The following is a 17,902-nucleotide window of genomic DNA, read 5'->3' as shown; positions in this document are numbered from 1 at the left end:
ACGCTCACGACTCTTCCTCGTCGGCGTGGGAGAGGGCTTCCTCGATACGCCGCCGGGCGCCGGCCAGATGTTCCTCGCAGCGGGCGGCGAGGGCTTCACCACGCTCCCACAGGGCAAGCGAATCATCCAGGTCGAGGCCGCCCTGTTCGAGCATCTTGACCACATTGACCAGCTCGTCGCGGGCACGTTCATAACCGAAGCCGGAGATTTCGGCCAGTTCGGCGGCCTCATCGGCCGGGTCGGTGCCGGGTTCGGGCACGTTATGTCCTCTCGGTGTCGGTGGTGCCGCTGCGCGGGGTGGTGCCGAGAGCGGCGGCGGTGATCGCGCCGTCGCCGACGCGGATGCGCAACTGACTGCCGGCGGGCGCGTCGTCGATACCGCGCACGACATGACGTTCGGCTCCATGCACCCGCTGGACCACGGCATAGCCGCGCGCCAGCGTCGCGGCCGGGCCGACGGCGGTCAACTGACTGCGCAGGTGGGCAACGGTCGTCGACTCGGTGCCGAGCAGGTGTTCGGCGCAGCGGCGGGCGGCTGTGCGCAGGCGTTCGATCTCGTCGTGGCGGTGTTCGAGTTCGCGCAGCGGATCGGCCAGGATCGGGCGGGAGCGCAGTTGGCTCAGGAGTCGGGTCTCCCGGTCGACCCAGCCGCGCAGGGCGGCGGCCGCACGTCCGCGGAGCTCACGGACCAGGGCGAGTTCGGCGGCGGCATCGGGGACCAGGCGTTTGGCGGCATCGGTGGGGGTGGCGGCACGGAGATCGGCGACCAGATCGCTGATCGGATTGTCCGGTTCGTGCCCGATGGCGCTCACGACCGGGGTACGGGCCGCCGCGATGGCCCGGCACAGTTCCTCATCGGAGAAGGGCAGCAGATCCTCGACGCTGCCGCCCCCGCGGGCCAGCACAATGACGTCGACTTCCGGGTCACGGTCCAGTTCGTCCAAGGCCGTCAGGAGCCGAGGTACGGCGTTAGGCCCCTGCACGGCGGTGTTGCGGACTCGGAACCGCACGGCCGGCCAGCGGGAACGCGCCACGGTGAGCACATCGCGTTCGGCGGCACTGGCGCGGCCGGTGATGAGACCGATGGTGCCGGGCAGAAAGGGGACGGGTCGCTTGCGCTGCGGATCGAACAGCCCTTCGTCGGCCAGCAGCGCCTTCAGCCGTTCGATGCGGGCCAGCAGTTCGCCGATGCCGACCGGACGGATCTCGGTGATCCGCAGCGACAGGGTGCCCCGGCCGGTGAAGAAGGAGAGTTTGCCGTAGACCACCACCCGGCTGCCCTCCTGCAGCGGAACGGGGGAGTCGCGCAGTAGCGCCGGATCGCAGGTCACCGACAGCGACATATCGGCGGACGGGTCGCGCAGCACCAGAAACGCGGTCCGCGTGCCCGGACGCAGGTTCATCTGCGTGATTTGCCCTTCGACCCAGATACTGCCGAGCCGGTCGATCCACTGGGCGACCTTGACCGCCACCGAGCGCACCGGCCACGGCTGGTCGGGGGAATTGACCGGGGCAGTGGCACGCTGGGGTTGGCCGGAGCCGCTCCGGCCGACCGAGGTCGGGGATGATCGGGGGTTTTCGGTCACTGGGCTCGCACGGTGGCGATCCGGTTGGTGAGCATGGTCACGAATGCCGCGCGAGCGCGGGTCTGCTCCTCGTACTCGAGCAGAGCGGTCAGATCGTCGACGGTCAGGGTGCGCAGCCGTCCGCGCAGCTGGGCCAGGGACATGTTCGGGTAGTCGAAGCGAGCGGCGACCTCCGGCACTCGCGGCTCGGACTCCGCCGGAGCGGGCGCTGTGTCCTCGGTGTCCGCCGGACCCGCGGGAACGCCGGTGTTCTCGTCCCGGTCCGCGGCCGCTGTCGCGGATGTCTCGGTGGTTTCGGCTTCGGCGGTGGGATTGTCGGCGATACCCTCGGCGGTACCGCCGTTGCTCTGGTTCTGCAGGGCGCGTAATCCGGCGAGCGTCTCGGCCAGGGCGAGCTCGACCTCGTCGGGATCGGACACGAAACGGTCGAAACCGCTGTCGCGGGTGGTCGAGTTGTCGGAATCGGACGACAGGTCTTCCTCGAAGGTGGCCCACTCGGGCTGCTCGACGGGTCGGTTGGTGAACCGGTCGAAAACCGTATCGCCCTTGATCGCGAGGCTGGTGACGAACTGCTGCAGGTGCATACCGGTCTGCAACAGTTGGCTGATGGCGGTCACCGGGAAACGCACCGCCACCGACGGTAGCCGTCGGGTCTCCTCCAGAACATAGACGGCTGCGCCGGCGGCAACCCGGGCCAGGAACGGTGGTCGAAGCATGTTACTAAGCCTGCCCGAAATGGCCTCCGGTGCAAAAGAGGTTCGGTGACACGGTGGCGATCCGATCCGGCACGTAAGCTGTGGGCATGTCCTCGGCTATACCGTTGAATGTCGGAATCGCCCGCTCCGCGGGTCCCGAAGCCGCCGTCGCCGACCGCAAACGAGTGCTGCTCGCCGAACCGCGCGGGTACTGCGCGGGCGTGGACCGCGCCGTGGAAACGGTGGAGAAGGCCCTGGAGAAGCACGGTGCTCCGATCTATGTGCGCAAGGAGATCGTGCACAACCGCCATGTGGTGGAGACGCTGCGAGAACGCGGTGTGATCTTCGTCGACGACACCGACGAGGTGCCCGAAGGGGAACTGGTGGTGTTCTCCGCGCACGGCGTGTCGCCGGCCGTGCACGCCGGCGCCGCCGCGCGCAATCTGCGCACCATCGATGCCACCTGCCCGTTGGTGACCAAGGTGCACCAGGAGGCCAAGCGATTCGCCCGCGACGACTACGACATCCTGCTGATCGGCCACGAGGGTCACGAGGAGGTCGAGGGCACCGCCGGTGAGGCGCCCGAACACGTCCAGTTGGTGGATGGTCCGGACGCGGTGGACCAGGTCACCGTGCGTGACGAGAACAAGGTGATCTGGCTGTCCCAGACCACCTTGAGCGTGGACGAGACCATGGAGACGGTGGCCCTGCTGCGGGAACGTTTCCCCGCGCTGCAGGACCCGCCGAGCGACGATATCTGCTATGCCACCCAGAACCGGCAGGTCGCGGTGAAGGCCATGGCCCCGGAATGCGATCTGGTGATCGTGGTGGGTTCACGCAACTCCTCCAATTCGAAGCGGTTGGTGGAGGTGGCGCTCGGCGCGGGAGCCAAGGCCTCGTACCTGGTCGACTTCGCCCGCGAGGTCGATCCGGCGTGGCTGGAAGAGGTGCGGACGGTCGGCATCACCTCCGGCGCCTCGGTGCCGGAGATCCTGGTGCGCGGGGTGTTGGACATGCTGGCCGAACACGGGTTCGACGAGGTGCAGCCGGTGACCACGGCGAACGAGACACTGGTTTTCGCGCTGCCCCGGGAGCTGCGCTCCGCTCGCCGCTGAGCGATCGGGCCACGCCGTCCACCCGGATTGTCTCCGGGGGCGAGGTCCCTTCGCGTCGCCGTACCCGCTCGGTCCGGCGGCGTTCGATCACCAGGGTTCGGGATTGCGGCGCCGGTCCGGACGGACGGGTTCGCGGACCCGGGCGGATTGGACGGGCGGTTCCCCCCGCCGCTTGGCGGACGTGGCCCGCGCCGGTTCGTCCGAGTGGAGTGAGGCTCCTCGCGGGACTCGGCCGCGCCCGTCACGTCCACGCCCCGCTGCGGTATCGCGCCCACGGGCCGCCACCTGCGGTGGTGCCTCGGCGACCGGGGTGGGCCGGCGGCGGCCGGAGCGTCGGGGCGGTTCCTCGATGTCCGCGGGACGGCGACCGCGTTTGCCCGATTCGGGCCGCTTCGGGCGGCGCTCGGCCGCGCCGCGGGTGCGCCGCGGGCGTCCTTCCGCGGCGTCGCGGCCACGACCCCGACTGCCGCCTCGCCGGGGCTCGGCGGCCTTTTCCGAACGGTACATCGCGATGCGCGCTCCGGCGATCAGCAGCACCAGCGCGGTGGCGATCATCATGGCCGGGAACCGGTGCACCAGCGGAATCGCCAGGTTGAGCAGGATGTCCTTGAGGGAGGCGGTGCTGCCGGTCAGTTGCCGGTAGGCCAGCGGGACCGCCACGAACAGCAGTAGCGGTGGCAACACCATCGTGGTGAACAGCCCGCGGAACCGCACGGCGCAGACGGCCGCGATACAGCCCAGTACGTACAGCGCGCTGAACGAGTTGGTGAGCTCGGTGCTGCCGCCGAGGGCATCTATCAGAAATCCCAGGAAGGTGAGGGCAACCGCGACCCCGACCGCGGCACCGGCCGGGATGCCCGGCACCGTCGGAACGACCGAACGTTGCGGCGCGGGCACCCGGGATTGCACACGTTGGGAAGCAGCCACGCAGTGAACACTATCGTCCACAACGCGCATAGGTGTTACGGCACGGCTGGTCAGTCGGGGATTCGGAGCTATCCGGGGTGGTCACCACCCACAGTGGTGAGCTTCACGGGTAGCGAACCTCCATCGATGGGAAATCTGGTGGGCCGTGTCGTAACGGTGGGGCTTGGCGTCCGGCGATGAGGTGCCCTAAGTTCGCGGTCATGCGAATCCTGCATACGTCGGACTGGCATATCGGTCGAACCTTCCACGGGGTCGACCTGCTCGCCGACCAGGAGCGGGTCCTCGATACCGTCGCGGAGCTCGTGGCCGCGGAATCGGTGGACCTGGTGGTGCTGCCCGGCGACGTCTACGACCGGTCGATTCCCAGCGCGGACGCGATCTCGGTGTGCAACCGGGGACTGGAGGCGATCCGCGCGGCCGGGGCGCGGATCGTCGCGACCTCCGGAAACCACGATTCGCCCGCCCGGCTGGGGGCCGGGGCGAGTTTCGCGGCGGCCGGCGGACTGCATTTGCGGACCACGGTCGCCGACGCCGACCGTCCGGTGCTGTTCGCCGACGAACACGGTGAGATCGCCTGTTTCGGTATCCCGTATCTGGAGCCGGAGGTGGCCCGGGTCGAGCTCGGTGTTCCGCAGGCCCGTTCGCATACCGAGGTGCTCGAGGCGGTGCTCGGACGCATCCGCGCCGAGATGGCGCGGCGGCCCCACGCCCGGACCGTCCTGCTCGCGCATGCCTTCGTCGTCGGCGGCCAGGCCACCGGCTCGGAGCGTTCCATCTCGGTCGGCGGTGTGGAGACGGTGCCGTTGGGGATGTTCACCGAGATGGGTTTCGACTATGTCGCGCTCGGGCACCTGCATTCGCCGCAGATCCTCGCCGAGTCGGTGCGGTATTCCGGTTCGCCGCTTCCGTATTCGTTCGGGGAGAGTTCACACCGTAAGGCGGTGTGGATCGCGGACTTGGACGCCGGTGGCCTCACCGCGGTGCGGCGATACGATCTTCCGCTGGTACGCGGTCTGAGCCGAATCACCGGCACCTTGGATGAACTGCTCACCGATCCGGCGCATGAACCGGCCGAACAGCACTATGTCTCGGCCACCCTCACCGACTACGCCCGGCCGGTGGACGCCATGCGCAGGCTGCGGGAACGTTTCCCGCACGCGGTGCACGTGGAATGGCAACAGTCCCAAGGCGATACCGAGCTGCGCTACCGTGAGCGGGTGAAGGGACGCCGGGACACCGAAGTCGCCCACAGTTTCCTGACGGATGTGCGCGGGACACCGACCGACGCGGAGATGGCGTGGATCGAACGCGCCATCTCCGCCTCGGTCCGCGATCCCGAGGTGTCCGGAGGTGCCCGCGCCGCGAAATCGGGCCCGCGCACCGGCATCGTGGAACAGCCTGCATGAGGCTGCACCGGCTGGAGATGACCGCGTTCGGCCCGTTCGCCGAACCCACCGCCGTCGATTTCGACGTGCTCGGCGCCGACGGGCTGTTCCTGCTGCACGGGCAGACCGGCGCGGGTAAGACCACGGTGCTCGACGCGATCGCCTTCGCGTTGTACGGGCGGGTGCCCGGGGCCCGTGGCGACAAACGCCTGCATTCCGACCACGCCTGCGGGCAGACCCCGCCGCAGGTGGTGCTCGAGGCCACCGTGGGCGGGCGCCGGGTGCGGCTGACCCGCAGCCCGGAATTCGAACGCCCCAAACTGCGCGGAACCGGCACCCGGATCGAACAGCCCAAGGCCACCCTGACGTGGTTGGACGGACGGGGCCGGAACCTGTCCCGTATCCCCGATATCGGTGAGGAGGTCAAACGGCTGCTCGGCATGAGCGCCGACCAGTTCTTCCAGGTGGTGCTGCTGCCACAGGGCGATTTCGCGCGTTTTCTGCGGGCCGAGAACGAGGACCGCGAGAAGCTGCTGGAGAAACTCTTCGATACCGAGCGCTTCGGCACGGCCGAACAGTGGCTGGCGGATCAGCGCCGTGCCTCCGAAACCAAACTGGCCGACCAGCTGCGCAATGTCCAGAACCTGATCACTCAGGTCGGTGTGACGGCGGGTATCGGCACCACCGAGACCATCGGTCCGTTGGAAGCCGCCGAATGGTCCCAGGACCTGCTCGCCACCGCCCGCCGCGAGCTGGCGACCGCCACGGCCGAACTCGAACTCCGCCGCAAGGAATCGGCCGCCGCCGACGAACAGGCCGAGAACGAACGCCGGCTCGCCGAACTCCGCCGCCGCCTGGCCGCCGCGCGACAGCGGCTGGCCGACTACGCCGCCGGCGCCGAACAGCGCGCCGCGGACCGCGCCGAGCTCGACCGCGCCCATCGTGCCGAACCGGTGGCGACCGCCCTCGACGAGGCGCGCGCCGCCGTCGAAACCGCTCGGCGCCGCGACAGCGAAGCCGCGCGCGCCGAGACGCGACTGACCGAACTGCTCGCCGAGCCCGCGAGCGCGGATATCCCGGCCGTCGAACTCGTCCTGTCGCCGGCTCTCTCCCGGGTCGCGTCCCCGAGGACCGACGAACCCGGGGCGCTGGGGCGGAGCCCCGGCACGGTCGAGGCGGGTGCCGCGGGATCGACAGGGTCGACCGGCCCCGAGTATCGCCCCGGAGAAGTGGAGGCGGCCGGAGGACCCCGCCGCGTCGGTGTCCGCGGGGATTCCGTGCCTCCTCCCGACGATGATGACCCGGCGCTGTTCGCGCTCGGTGACGTGGTTTCCGACCAGGGGACCGCCGGGACTTCGGGCGGTCCCGCTGAGCGGCATGACGCGGTGGGGCCCGAACCCGGTTCGGATGCCGCCCTGGATCTGGCGATCCGACGTTGGAGCACCCTGCTCGGCACGGTGACGGAGGTGCGTTCCGACGCGGCGACCGCGTCCCGGTTGACCGGTGAGCTGGCCGGACTGCGCGACGAGGACACCGCACTCCGCGCCCGAGCGGCAGAGCTGAGCCGCCGCCGTGCGGACCTGCCCGCGGCCATCACCGCGGCGGAAGCACGGACGCGGGAGGCGACCGAGGCCAACGCGGCCCTGCCGGGCCTGGCGGCCGAGTGCGAGCGGTTGCGCGCCGCCGCCGCGGCGGCCGTGGAACTCGCCGGACGCCGGACCGAACTCGACCGGGCGCGAATCGAGCTGGATTCCGCGCGAGCCACGCACCTCGACGCCAGGGAACGTGTACTGCAGCTGCGCGAACGCCGGCTGGCCGGTATGGCGGCCGAACTGGCCGGCCGGCTCGCCGACGGCCGACCGTGCAGCGTCTGCGGTTCGCTCGACCACCCGGCTCCGGCTCGGGCGACGGAGAACGCGGTGGCCAAGGAAGCCGAGGACGCGGCCGCCGCCGAGGAACAGACCGCCGAAACGGCCCGCGACCGGGTGCTGGCTCGTATCGCCGAACTCGAACGCGATATCGAGGCCCTGACCGCCCGCGGGGGCGATACCGACCGTGTCGAGCTGGCCGCCGTCCTGCGGGAGGCCACCGACCGCTATGACGATGCCGACGACCTGGCCGCCCGCGCCGACGAGTTGAACACCGAACTGTCTCGGCTGCGGACCGACGAGAACCGCCTTCACGACGAACTGCGCGACTGCGAGGCCCGGCGGGGTTCGGTCGCCACTCGGATCGCCGCGACCGAGACCCGGTTGCGGGAACTGGACGAACGCCTGCGCAAGGCCGCCGGAGCCGATGGCGCGATCGAACGCCGTATCGCCCGCCTGAACACCCTCATCACCGTGGCCACCGCCTGGCGCGATGCCCGTACCGCCGCCCGGACCGCTTGGGAGCAGGTCGGCGCCATAGCCGACCGTGTCGAAAAGCTCGCCTTGGCGGGGGGTTTCGCCCCGGCTGCCGCACCCGAGCGCGAGGAGAGGCGAGTCAGCGTCGGTCCGGAACACGTACTGGCCGTTTTCCGCTCCTACGCCCCGGTGATCGCCGAGGCGACCCGGTCGAAGCGGCGGTGTGACGATATCGAGGCCGCCCTGCTCGCCGCCGATCGGGAACGTGCCCACGCGGAGGCGGTGTTGGCCGAGCCGGAGATCGAAGCGGCCGCGGCCACCGACCCCGCCGACCTCCCGGAATTGGAAGGTGCCGTGCGTTCGGCGCGGGCGGCGTTGGACGAGGCGGTCGCCGCCCAGGCGGCGGCGGCCGAACGGGTGATCGGCCTCGAAGGACTGAGCGGCCAACTCTGGGCGGCGGTGGGTCTGATAGCGCCCGCTCAGCGGGTGCACGAAGAGTTGGCGGCACTGGCCGAGGTGGTCGCCGGTCGGGGCGCGAACAACCGCCGCATGTCGCTGCGCTCCTACGTTCTGGCCGCCCGGTTGGAGGAGGTCGCGCTGGCGGGTTCGGTCCGGTTGCGTCGCATGTCCGGCGGCCGCTACGAATTCGTGCACAGCGACAAGGCCGGCCCACGCGGACGCCGTGGCGGTCTCGGCCTCGATATCCGTGACGACTACACCGGTGCCATTCGCCCCGCCAAAACCCTCTCCGGCGGCGAGACCTTCATGGCCTCGCTCTCCCTGGCCCTCGGCCTCGCCGACACCGTCACCGCCGAGTCGGGCGGAGTGGCCCTGGACACCCTCTTCATCGACGAGGGCTTCGGCAGCCTGGACACCGACACCCTCGACGCGGTCATGGGCGTTCTCGACGATCTCCGCGCCGGCGGCCGCGTGGTCGGCATCGTCAGCCATGTCGACGAAATGCGCCAGCGCATTCCCAGCCGCCTCCACGTGGTCCGGGGCCGCAATGGTTCCCATCTGCGCACCACGGTCGCCTAGCAAATGGCGTATATCGTTATTGACCTTTGTATAAAAGGTGCTGGTGTCATGGCGAAGACGAAACGGTTGATCGAGATCGACGACGAACTATTGGATTCTGCCCGAGATGCTTTGGGCACCACCGGGATATCGGGCACCGTCCGTGTGGCACTGTACAATTCGGTTGCCGCGGTGGCCCGCGCCCAGGAGATCGAATAGCTGATCGAAGGGGAATTGCCGAAATGGCGGATATCGATCCGAATCAGCGTTGGATCGTCCCGCGCGGCAGTCTGTAGGCGGACTGTGGCCGTTGGTTGCTCATGCTTCGTGGTCGAGCAGTCGGCGTTTGACCGGCAGACCCCAGCGGAACCCGCCGAGCGAACCGTCGGTGCGTACCACCCGATGGCACGGCACGAACAGCGCGGCCGCATTGCGTGCACAGGCATTGGCGGCGGCGCGGGTGGCGGCCGGACGCCCCGCGTGGGCGGCGAAGGCGGTGTAGGTCATGGGTGAGCCGGCGGGGACGGTGCGCAGAACTTCCCAGGCATGTCGCAGGAATTCACCGGAATGCTGGCGCACCGGCACGGTATCGATGGCGGTGAGATCACCGCGGTGGTAGTCCACGACGGCATCGGTCACCACGCCGAGCGATTCCCTGGGGCGCAGATCATCCGGCCGGAGCGTGGGGTGGATCAGGCCGCGCAGCTGTTCCGCGTCGGCGGTCCAACCCGAGGCCAGTACCGCACCGTCGGTGTCCACCAGCACGGTGAACGGTCCTATGTGGGTGTCGACCGTCGCGAAATCTGCTGTGCTAGAGGGGGTTACGGTGGTCATGGCGGTGAATACGTTGGGAGCGGACATTATTCGCTACTCGCTTTCGTTATGGTGGCGGCCGCCGCGGGAACGGCTCGGGCGGTGAGTTCGCACTGCCACAGCTGCATGGACAGATACGAACGCCACGGCGCCCAGCGCCGGGTGTCGGTGAGGTCGATACCGTGTCGGGCGGCGCCCTGTCGGACGACGAGATCGGTGTTCAGCAGGATGTCGGGGTCGGCCAGAAGCCGCATGGTCACATAGTCGGCGGTCCACGGACCCACACCGTCGAGTGCCAGCAGATCGCGACGCAGATCGTCGGCGGGGCGAGCCGAGTGCAGCACCAGATCCCCGGAGGCCAGCGCGGCCGCGGCGGCGACGATCGCCCGGACCCGCCGCGCGGGACCGGTCAACACCTCCGCGCCACGTTCGGCGATGACCTCCGGCGTCGGGAACAGCCGCGGAACCGGGCCGCCGACGGTGTCGCCGAGCGCGGCGACCAGCCGAGCGGTATGTGTGACGGCTGCCGATACCGAGATCTGCTGGCCGATCATGGTGCGCAACAGTAGTTCCGCGCCGTCGACACAGCCCGGCACCCGGATACCGGCAGTGAACGGCGGTCCGTCCGCGGACCCGATCCCCAGTGCCTCGTCGATTCCGACCGGATCGGCGTCCAGGTCGAGCAGATGCCGCAGCCGTGCCACCGTCGGAGCAAGATCGCGCATATCGCGCAGTGATAGTTCGGCGCCGACGTATTCGTCCCGGATGGCGAGCCGCACCGTCGCGTGCCCGTGCGGGGTGCGCAGGTTCCGCCGATAGGCGTTGCCCTCCCACAGCTCCGTGCCCGGTGCCGAATGCGCGGACAGGAACCACTCCAGCCAGCGCCGGTCCAGGGGAGCACGGTAGGGCAGCCGCAGCGTCAGGACGCCGTTGCCGCTCGGTATCGCGCGGCCGTTCGCCCGCCGGGCCTCGTCGCGCATGGCGGTGGGACTGATCGCGAACACCTCGCGGACCGTATCGTTGAACTGCCGGATACTGGCGAATCCGGCCGCGAACGCGATATCCGACATCGGCATACCGGTGGTCTGGATCAGCAGCCGCGCGGTATGTGCCCGGTGCGCCCGGGCCAGGGCGAGCGGTCCGGCTCCCAGTTCGCTGGTGAGAACCCGGGCCAGTTGCCGCTGGGAATAGCCGAGCGTGGCGGCGAGCGCGGGAACACCGCCGCGCTCGATCACGCCGTCGCCGATCAACCGCATGGCGCGGGCTGCCAGATCCGCGCGGGTGTTCCACAGCGGCGAGCCGGGTGCGGCGTCGGGCAGACAACGTCGGCAGGCCCGGTACCCGGCCTGCTGCGCGGCTGCCGCCGTGGGGAGGAACGTGACGTTCGCGCGTTTCGGCGTGATCGCCGGACACGACGGACGACAGTAGATCCCCGTGGTCCGGACGGCGGTGAAGAACTGTCCGTCGAAGCGGGAGTCCCTGGTGGATACCGCACGATAACAGCGTTCGAAGTCCAGTGCCGTGGTGGTCACCTCATCTACGATGTCAGCCGCCGGCCCCCCGAAGCCAGCGGAAATCGGACATCGTGGCGGGGACGTCTACCCGGTCAACAGCACCGGCTCGACGGGTTGCGTTCCGCCTCGGCGTAGCGCTCCCGCCAGTACTCCCGTTCGCTCGCCACCGGGGAGCCCGGGTGCGCTCGCCGCATGTGCGCGATATACCGCTGGTAGTCCTGCCCCCCGAGAACGCCGTTGAACCACCACAGCACCGACCGCGCGGCTCGGCGCAACCCCGCAGGCCGGTGTAACTCAACCACCGTGCACCTCGGCCCGCGCCTCGCCGGGTACCGTCGCCTTCCCCTCGGCGATCAGTTCGTCCCACTGCCGCTGCACCTCCCGCTCCGCGGCGGTGGCGACGAACCCGCTCGGGGCGAAGATCTTCGACGGCTCCTCCGGCGATTCCGTGGTCCCCACGCTGCCCGAGCGCCAGGCCCGGTAGCAGACGACGGCGCCGGTGAGCGCCACGATCAGCACCAGTACCGCGAACACGATCGACAGCGTGCCCTGAATGAAGGTATTGCGGATCACCGCGTCCACATCGTCGGGTGTCTTCGCCGTCAGACACAGTTCGCCCGCGTCGCGGGCCGCGCGGCAGATGCTGTGCTGTTTCCAGTACCCGAGCGACGGATCGGCGGAGAAGATCTTCTGCCACGACGCCGTCATCGTCACCATGAGGTCCCACACGAGGCCGATCCCCGGAATCCACGTCCATCCGGTGAGGCCCTTTTTCACCAGAATGGTCAACACCACGACCAGCGCGATCGCCGCCAACAGCTGGTTGGCGATCCCGAACAGCGGGAACAGCGCGTTGATACCGCCCAACGGATCGGTGACGCCCATCAGCAGAATGGACCCCCAGCCCGCCACCATCAGCGCCGAGCAGATCCACGCACCCACCCGCCACGACGGCTCCTTGAACCGCCGCATCGGCCCACCGAGGTTACCCAGCGAATCGGACAGCATGAACCGTGCCACCCGGGTGCCCGCGTCGATGGTGGTGAGGATGAACAGCGCCTCGAACATGATCGCGAAGTGGTACCAGAACGACTTCATGCTCGCGCCGCCGAGGAACTGGCCGAACACCTCGGAGATCCCCACGGCCAGGGTCGGCGCGCCGCCGGTGCGGGAGATAACGCTCTCCTCGCCGACCGCTTCCGCGGCCCGGGCGAAATCGGCCGGGGTCGCCGACGGACCGGACAGGCCGAGGCCGTTGGTGTAGGCGGCGGCCGTTTCCGGCGTGCCGCCTGTCGCGCCGATGGGCGCGTTCATGGCGAAGTACAGGTGCTGGTCGATGATCGACGCGGTGATGATCGCCATCACCGCCACGAACGACTCCATCAGCATCCCGCCGTACCCGATCATCCGGGTATGCGATTCCTTCTCCAGCAGCTTCGGGGTGGTTCCCGAGGCGACCAGCGCGTGGAATCCGGAGAGCGCACCGCAGGCGATGGTGATGAACAGGAACGGGAACAGGCTGCCCGCGAACGCCGGGCCGGTGCCGGTGGTGGCGAAGTCCGAGACCGCGGGCGCCTTCAGCGTCGGCAGGGTGACCAGGATGCCGACGGCCAGCAGCCCGATGGTGCCGACCTTCATGAACGTCGACAGATAGTCGCGCGGCGCCAGCAGCAGCCACACCGGCAGTACCGACGCGACGAAGCCGTAGGCGATCAGCATCCAGGAGATGGCCACCGGATGGAAGGTGAACCAGCCCGCCCACGTCTCGTTCTCCGAGACCCGGCCGCCCGCGATGATCGCCAGGATCAGCAGCACGAACCCGATCACCGACACCTCGCCGACCGTACCCGGCCGCAGGTAACGCAGGTACACGCCCATGAACAGCGCGATCGGAATGGTCATACCGATGGAGAACACACCCCACGGGCTGTGCGCCAGCGCGTTCACCACCACCAGCGCCAGCACCGCCAACAGGATCACCATGATAACCAGCACGGCGATGATCGCCGCGATACCGCCGAAGGCACCCAGTTCATCCCGCGCCATCTGCCCGAGACTGCGCCCCCGCCGTTTCATCGACACCCACAGCACCAGGTAGTCCTGCACTGCCCCGGCGAACACCACGCCGAGCACGATCCACAGCGTGCCCGGCAGGTAGCCCATCTGCGCCGCCAGTACCGGACCCACCAGCGGCCCCGCCCCCGCGATGGCCGCGAAATGATGCCCGAAGAGCACCCGCCGGTCCATCGGCATGAAGTCCTTGCCGTTGTCCAGGATCTCCGCCGGCGTTGCGATATCGTCGCGCGGTTTGACCACCTTGTATTCGATGAGCCGCGCATAGAACCGGTAGGCGATGATGTAGGTGCACACCGCGGCGATCACGATCCACACCGCGTTCACCGATTCGCCGCGCGCCACGGCCAGAACCGCCCATGCGACGCCGCCGAGTATCGCGATCAGGGCGAAGAGCGCCTTCTTGGCGGGAGTTATCGGGGACCGGTCGACCACGCCGACGGGCGGCAGGTCGGGGTCGGTCCGCAGGTGTTCGATTGTCGCCATCGGGCTACTCCTGTGAAGCGAGCAAGGTCATGCGTATACATGAACGTAACCGATCGGTCCGTTTCACCGGCAGGGATCGGGTAGCGAGAGGGTGACGTGAAGGTGCCGGGAGTCCGGCCGGGGGCCGTCGTCAGCGTTATCGCGCCGGTCCCGGCGCGCTCCCCCGGCGCGCGGCGGAACGGTCCACGATCGCAGCGGCGACCTCCTCGACAGCATGCCGGATCATGGTTCCGTATCCATCGTCCGGTAGAGCGTGGATGCACTGCCGGGCAGCGGTGATCTGTTCGCCCGCGGCATCCCAGGAACCGAGGCGCCGATAGTTGTCGGCGAGGTTCAGGTGCAAGGAGGGGTAGAAGCCGGCGATGTGCAGGCTCGCGTGGTGGCGTTGGACCCGGTCCTCGGTGACGGCGTCGGCGGCGTCGAGGGCGCGGATATCCCACGTGAGGGCCCGGGCGGGGTCGTCGTAGAGATCGGCCAGGTAATGCGCGAGAGTACAGCGGTGCAGCGGGTCGCCCAGCACGCCGATCTCGTCCCACAGGGCGAGGAGTCGTGCCCGGGCGGTATCGGTGTCACCCCCGTGCCCGAGCATGACGGCATCGGTGATGGCGTTCATGGTGGCGTCGGGGGAGACCTGTCCGTCGGCGGTCATTCGTGTGCTCCGTTCTCCGAATCGATGGTGGCGGGGTCGGCCGGCATGGCCAAGGTGGTGAGGTCGCCGTTGTCCGCGGACCGGATGACGATCGGGTGGGCGGCATCGCTGATATCGATCATCACGTCGGGGCCGAGAGCGGTTCCCACGGCCGGATGCAGGATGGTGAAACCGAACGTCAGCTCCGTGTCCGGGCCGGTGACCACGGCCGGGACACGGGTGTGTCCGTCGGTGCACCGCGCCGAGACGGTGATCGACCCGTCCGAGACGCGCAGCCGCAGGTAGGGCTCGCGCTGTACTTCCAAGGCCCGTGTCAGCGTGTTCTTCGAGGTCACCACACGCGTACGGGCCGGGGGCAGGGAGGCCAGGAGCGTCCGGTGGTCGGGGAAGGGCTCGGACAGGATCCGGCAGGTGGGCGCGGCGCCGTCCGTTGTCCGGAACCGGACACCGTGAGTGTCCGCTTCCAGGTGCACGAAGTGCCCACGCCGGATTTCCGGGAGCGCGAACCGCAGATCGTCGCCGTCGACCGTGGCGGCCCATTCGATCGGACCCGGTTCGTCGGGAACCACCGTGCGGGTGGACAACCGATAGCGGTCGGTGGCGGTGAGCGTCAGCGACTCGGGGGACACCTCGAGATGCACCCCGCCCAATACGGGGAGACTCGGTTCGTGCACGGTGGCGGCGAGAATCTGCTCGACCGCCGAGACGAAAACCGGCCCGTTGACCGTCGCTACCGGCCACCCCGACGGCTCACCGAGAGCCGCCTTGACAACCTCGGCAGTCCGCCGCGCCCGGTGGGCGCGGCCTGCGAGCTCCGCCACATGACCGTCGATCAGATCGGCCGCGGTAGCGGCATCGGAGTCGAGGACCTGCGCGATCGCGTCCAACGGCATACCGATCTCCCGCAGCCGCCGGATGGTGACCGCTCGGTCGACCTGGGCAACGGCGTAATAGCGGTACCCGGAGACCTGGTCGACTTCGGCGGGCGACAGCAGACCCGAATCCGCGTAGAACCGCAGCGCGCTCGAGGTCAGACCGCTCGAGCGGGCGAAAGCACCGATTGTTATCAGCTCGGAACCGGACACCCGCCCATCATCGAGCTTCGAGCAACATGAAGGTCAAGCCGAAGCGGCAGGCCGATCACATGTCGGAGCCGTGCCGGTCGGTCGGGGAAAACGGTTGCCGGAGGAGATGACGTGAAGGCATGGGCCGCCGGTTCGATGGGTAGGGCGGAGCGGGGTGGAGATCGGATCACGGGCACGGATGACAGGCGATGGTGCGTCAGGCCGCACCCGGGAAGGTGCCCCCACTAGGACTCGAACCCAGGACCCACTGATTAAAAGTCAGCTGCTCTACCAACTGAGCTATAGGGGCCGTGGTTCGTCAGCCTACCGCACGTCCGGCGCCCTGAGCTGCATCAAGCCGGACGGCTTCGTGATCACATACGGCCATGCAAGTTTCGTGCATTCGTCGGTGCCTGACCGCCCGCCGCGGACGCGGGGGCTTCAGGGCGACCACGACAGAGGAATGACGTGGACGCCGAGGTGGCTCTCTGAGAGGCTGGAGTCGTGGACCCGTCCACAGCACAGGCGCAGGTGGTCGTCGACGAACTCGCGCGTGGGGGCGTCCGGGACGTTGTTCTGTGTCCCGGCTCGCGGAACGCGCCGCTGGCCTTCGCTGTGCAGGCGGCGGATGCTGTGGGCCGACTGCGGCTGCACATGCGCATCGACGAACGGACCGCGGGCTTCCTCGCGGTGGGGCTGGCGGTAGCCAGTGGGCTACCGGTACCGGTCGTAATGACCTCGGGGACCGCGGTGGCCAACCTCGGTCCCGCGGTGCTGGAGGCCAACTACGCGCGGGTGCCGCTGGTGGTGCTCAGCGCCAATCGGCTCTACGAGATGCTCGGCTCCGGCGCCGACCAGACCGTGGAGCAGCTCGGTCTGTTCGGCAGTCAGGTCCGCACCACCATCAGCCTCGACCCCGCCGACGAAGAGTCCGCGTCCGCCGACTGTGCGTCGTACAGGCGCCAGAACAGCCTGTGGCGCTCGGCGGTCTGCCGGGTGCTCGCCGCGGCCTGCGGCACCCGCTCCGGCAACGCGGGCCCGGTGCACTTCGATATCCCGCTGCGCGAGCCGCTGGTGCCCGACCTGGCCCCCTGCGAGTGCGCGCCCGAGGGACGCGAGGGCGGACGGGCCTGGACGCCTACCCAGTACGTAACGCTCGATGTGCCGCTCGACATCGACTTGACCCCTGATACGGTCGTTATTTCCGGCCACGGTGCCGGGCTCCGGCCGGAACTGTCCGAGCTGCCAACCGTCGCCGAACCCACGGCCCCCATGCACGGCCCCGCGCTGCACCCATTGGCGCTGCCGCTGCTGAAGCCGCGCCAGGTCATCATCACCGGCCGTCCGACCCTGCACCGTCCGGTGGCCAAGGTGCTGGCCGATCCGAATGTCACCGTCTACGCGGTCACCACCGGGCCGCGCTGGCTCGATGTCTCCGGCAATGTGGTCGGCACCGGCACTCGGGCGATTGTCACCGGCGCATCGCGCCCGGAGTGGTTGGCGCACTGCCGTGAACTCAGCGCGAGGGCGACCGAGGTTGTCCGGGCCGAGCTCGCCGTGCAGCCGAAGCCGACCGGCCTGCATGTTGCAGCGGTGGTGATGGACTCGCTGCGCGAGGGCGACCAGCTGCTACTCGGCGCGTCCAATCCGGTGCGCGACGCGGCCCTGGTGTCGTACCCGCGGCCGGGTATCACGGTGCTGTCCAACCGTGGTGTCGCGGGCATCGACGGCACCGTGTCCACGGCTGTCGGCGCGGCATTGCACCACCACGGCCGCACCGTCGCGCTGCTGGGTGATCTGACCTTCCTTCACGACGCGTCCGGCCTGCTGATCGGGCCCGGCGAACCCCGCCCGGCCGATCTGACCATCGTGGTCGCCAATGACGACGGCGGCGGCATCTTCGAGCTGCTGGAACAGGGTGATCCGCAATATGCCGGAGTATTCGAGCGGGTGTTCGGCACCCCGCACGGCATGGACCTTGCCGCGCTGTGCGCCGCCTACCGCATTCCGCACAGCCAGGTCGGTCCGGAGCAGCTGGTCGTCGAGTTGACCGGGCACGCACACGGCACGCGGGTGCTCGAGGTGGTCACCGACCGGTCGCGCCTGCGCGAGCTGCACGCGACGGTGCGCGCCAAGATCGCGTCCTGATTCGAGCTACTTCGCCGTGTCCGGATGGGCGCGGTGGTACCGGGATGGGCTGTTCGGCGACGTTGGCAGCGTTGGTCTCCACGGC

At 69.2% G+C, this 17,902-nt stretch carries 15 protein-coding genes and 1 tRNA gene; 5 read left to right on the top strand and 11 right to left on the bottom strand.

The genetic code is table 11. The features are described 5' to 3' along the window. Positions 1-4: 4 nt before the first annotated feature. The 3 genes from ON20_RS20865 to ON20_RS20855 all read right to left on the bottom strand — a co-directional run bounded on the left by ON20_RS20865 (position 5) and on the right by ON20_RS20855 (position 2,302). Positions 5-259 (bottom strand): exodeoxyribonuclease VII small subunit, encoded by a 255-nt coding sequence (locus ON20_RS20865; protein ID WP_040837888.1) that lies wholly within the window; start codon positions 257-259, stop codon positions 5-7. Between the two features lies 1 nt (position 260). Further along, complete coding sequence (gene xseA / locus ON20_RS20860) at positions 261-1,481, bottom strand: exodeoxyribonuclease VII large subunit (protein WP_051162997.1); 1,221 nt, start codon at positions 1,479-1,481, stop codon at positions 261-263. A gap of 101 nt (positions 1,482-1,582) precedes the next feature. Continuing rightward, positions 1,583-2,302, bottom strand: a complete 720-nt coding sequence (locus ON20_RS20855; protein ID WP_040837887.1) for a lipid droplet-associated protein — start codon at positions 2,300-2,302, stop codon at positions 1,583-1,585. Between the two features lie 86 nt (positions 2,303-2,388). Between ON20_RS20855 and ON20_RS20850 the strand changes: the two genes are divergently transcribed. Further along, positions 2,389-3,396, top strand: a complete 1,008-nt coding sequence (locus ON20_RS20850) for a 4-hydroxy-3-methylbut-2-enyl diphosphate reductase (protein ID WP_040837886.1) — start codon at positions 2,389-2,391, stop codon at positions 3,394-3,396. Positions 3,397-3,483: 87 nt separating this feature from the next. Here the strand turns inward: ON20_RS20850 and ON20_RS20845 are convergent, their stop codons facing one another. Continuing rightward, complete coding sequence (locus tag ON20_RS20845) at positions 3,484-4,323, bottom strand: DUF6542 domain-containing protein (RefSeq protein WP_040837974.1); 840 nt, start codon at positions 4,321-4,323, stop codon at positions 3,484-3,486. A gap of 200 nt (positions 4,324-4,523) precedes the next feature. On the opposite strand from ON20_RS20845, the gene ON20_RS20840 reads away from it, so the two are divergent. The 3 genes from ON20_RS20840 to ON20_RS35795 are packed head-to-tail and all read left to right on the top strand — an operon-like array spanning position 4,524 to position 9,289. Continuing rightward, the gene (locus ON20_RS20840) at positions 4,524-5,729 is read left to right on the top strand and encodes an exonuclease SbcCD subunit D (protein ID WP_040837884.1); all 1,206 of its coding nucleotides are present in this window, start codon (positions 4,524-4,526) and stop codon (positions 5,727-5,729) included. Continuing rightward, complete coding sequence (locus ON20_RS20835) at positions 5,726-9,091, top strand: AAA family ATPase (RefSeq protein ID WP_040837882.1); 3,366 nt, start codon at positions 5,726-5,728, stop codon at positions 9,089-9,091. Before ON20_RS20840 ends, ON20_RS20835 begins: the two co-directional genes overlap by 4 nt. 48 nt (positions 9,092-9,139) lie before the next feature. Continuing rightward, on the top strand, positions 9,140-9,289 hold the full coding sequence (locus ON20_RS35795; RefSeq protein WP_086009041.1) for a DUF2191 domain-containing protein: 150 nt from the start codon (positions 9,140-9,142) through the stop codon (positions 9,287-9,289). A 99-nt stretch (positions 9,290-9,388) separates the two neighbouring features. On the opposite strand, the gene ON20_RS20830 is transcribed toward ON20_RS35795, so the two are convergent. The 7 genes from ON20_RS20830 to ON20_RS20800 all read right to left on the bottom strand — a co-directional run bounded on the left by ON20_RS20830 (position 9,389) and on the right by ON20_RS20800 (position 15,979). Then, positions 9,389-9,931 carry a methylated-DNA--[protein]-cysteine S-methyltransferase gene (locus ON20_RS20830; RefSeq protein WP_438803425.1) on the bottom strand — a complete coding sequence of 181 codons (543 nt, stop codon included), beginning with the start codon at positions 9,929-9,931 and terminating at the stop codon, positions 9,389-9,391. Next, positions 9,931-11,415 carry an Ada metal-binding domain-containing protein gene (locus ON20_RS20825; RefSeq protein ID WP_040837880.1) on the bottom strand — a complete coding sequence of 495 codons (1,485 nt, stop codon included), beginning with the start codon at positions 11,413-11,415 and terminating at the stop codon, positions 9,931-9,933. Before ON20_RS20825 ends, ON20_RS20830 begins: the two co-directional genes overlap by 1 nt. A 74-nt stretch (positions 11,416-11,489) precedes the next feature. After that, the gene (locus ON20_RS20820; RefSeq protein ID WP_245547360.1) at positions 11,490-11,699 is read right to left on the bottom strand and encodes a YbdD/YjiX family protein; all 210 of its coding nucleotides are present in this window, start codon (positions 11,697-11,699) and stop codon (positions 11,490-11,492) included. Further along, on the bottom strand, positions 11,692-13,956 hold the full coding sequence (locus tag ON20_RS20815) for a carbon starvation CstA family protein (protein ID WP_040837876.1): 2,265 nt from the start codon (positions 13,954-13,956) through the stop codon (positions 11,692-11,694). Before ON20_RS20815 ends, ON20_RS20820 begins: the two co-directional genes overlap by 8 nt. 136 nt (positions 13,957-14,092) lie before the next feature. Next, positions 14,093-14,605 (bottom strand): hypothetical protein, encoded by a 513-nt coding sequence (locus tag ON20_RS20810; RefSeq protein WP_040837874.1) that lies wholly within the window; start codon positions 14,603-14,605, stop codon positions 14,093-14,095. Beyond that, on the bottom strand, positions 14,602-15,690 hold the full coding sequence (locus ON20_RS20805) for a DNA polymerase III subunit beta family protein (protein WP_051162967.1): 1,089 nt from the start codon (positions 15,688-15,690) through the stop codon (positions 14,602-14,604). The genes ON20_RS20810 and ON20_RS20805 overlap by 4 nt, the downstream gene beginning before the upstream one ends. Before the next feature lie 216 nt (positions 15,691-15,906). After that, positions 15,907-15,979: transfer RNA gene (locus ON20_RS20800), tRNA-Lys, on the bottom strand. Between the two features lie 194 nt (positions 15,980-16,173). On the opposite strand from ON20_RS20800, the gene menD reads away from it, so the two are divergent. Further along, positions 16,174-17,817 carry a 2-succinyl-5-enolpyruvyl-6-hydroxy-3-cyclohexene-1-carboxylic-acid synthase gene (gene menD / locus ON20_RS20795; protein WP_040837873.1) on the top strand — a complete coding sequence of 548 codons (1,644 nt, stop codon included), beginning with the start codon at positions 16,174-16,176 and terminating at the stop codon, positions 17,815-17,817. Positions 17,818-17,902 lie beyond the last annotated feature (85 nt).

This window comes from Nocardia brevicatena NBRC 12119 (assembly GCF_000308495.1).
Lineage (GTDB): Bacteria > Actinomycetota > Actinomycetes > Mycobacteriales > Mycobacteriaceae > Nocardia > Nocardia brevicatena.
This window is presented reverse-complemented; position numbering and strand designations above follow the sequence as displayed.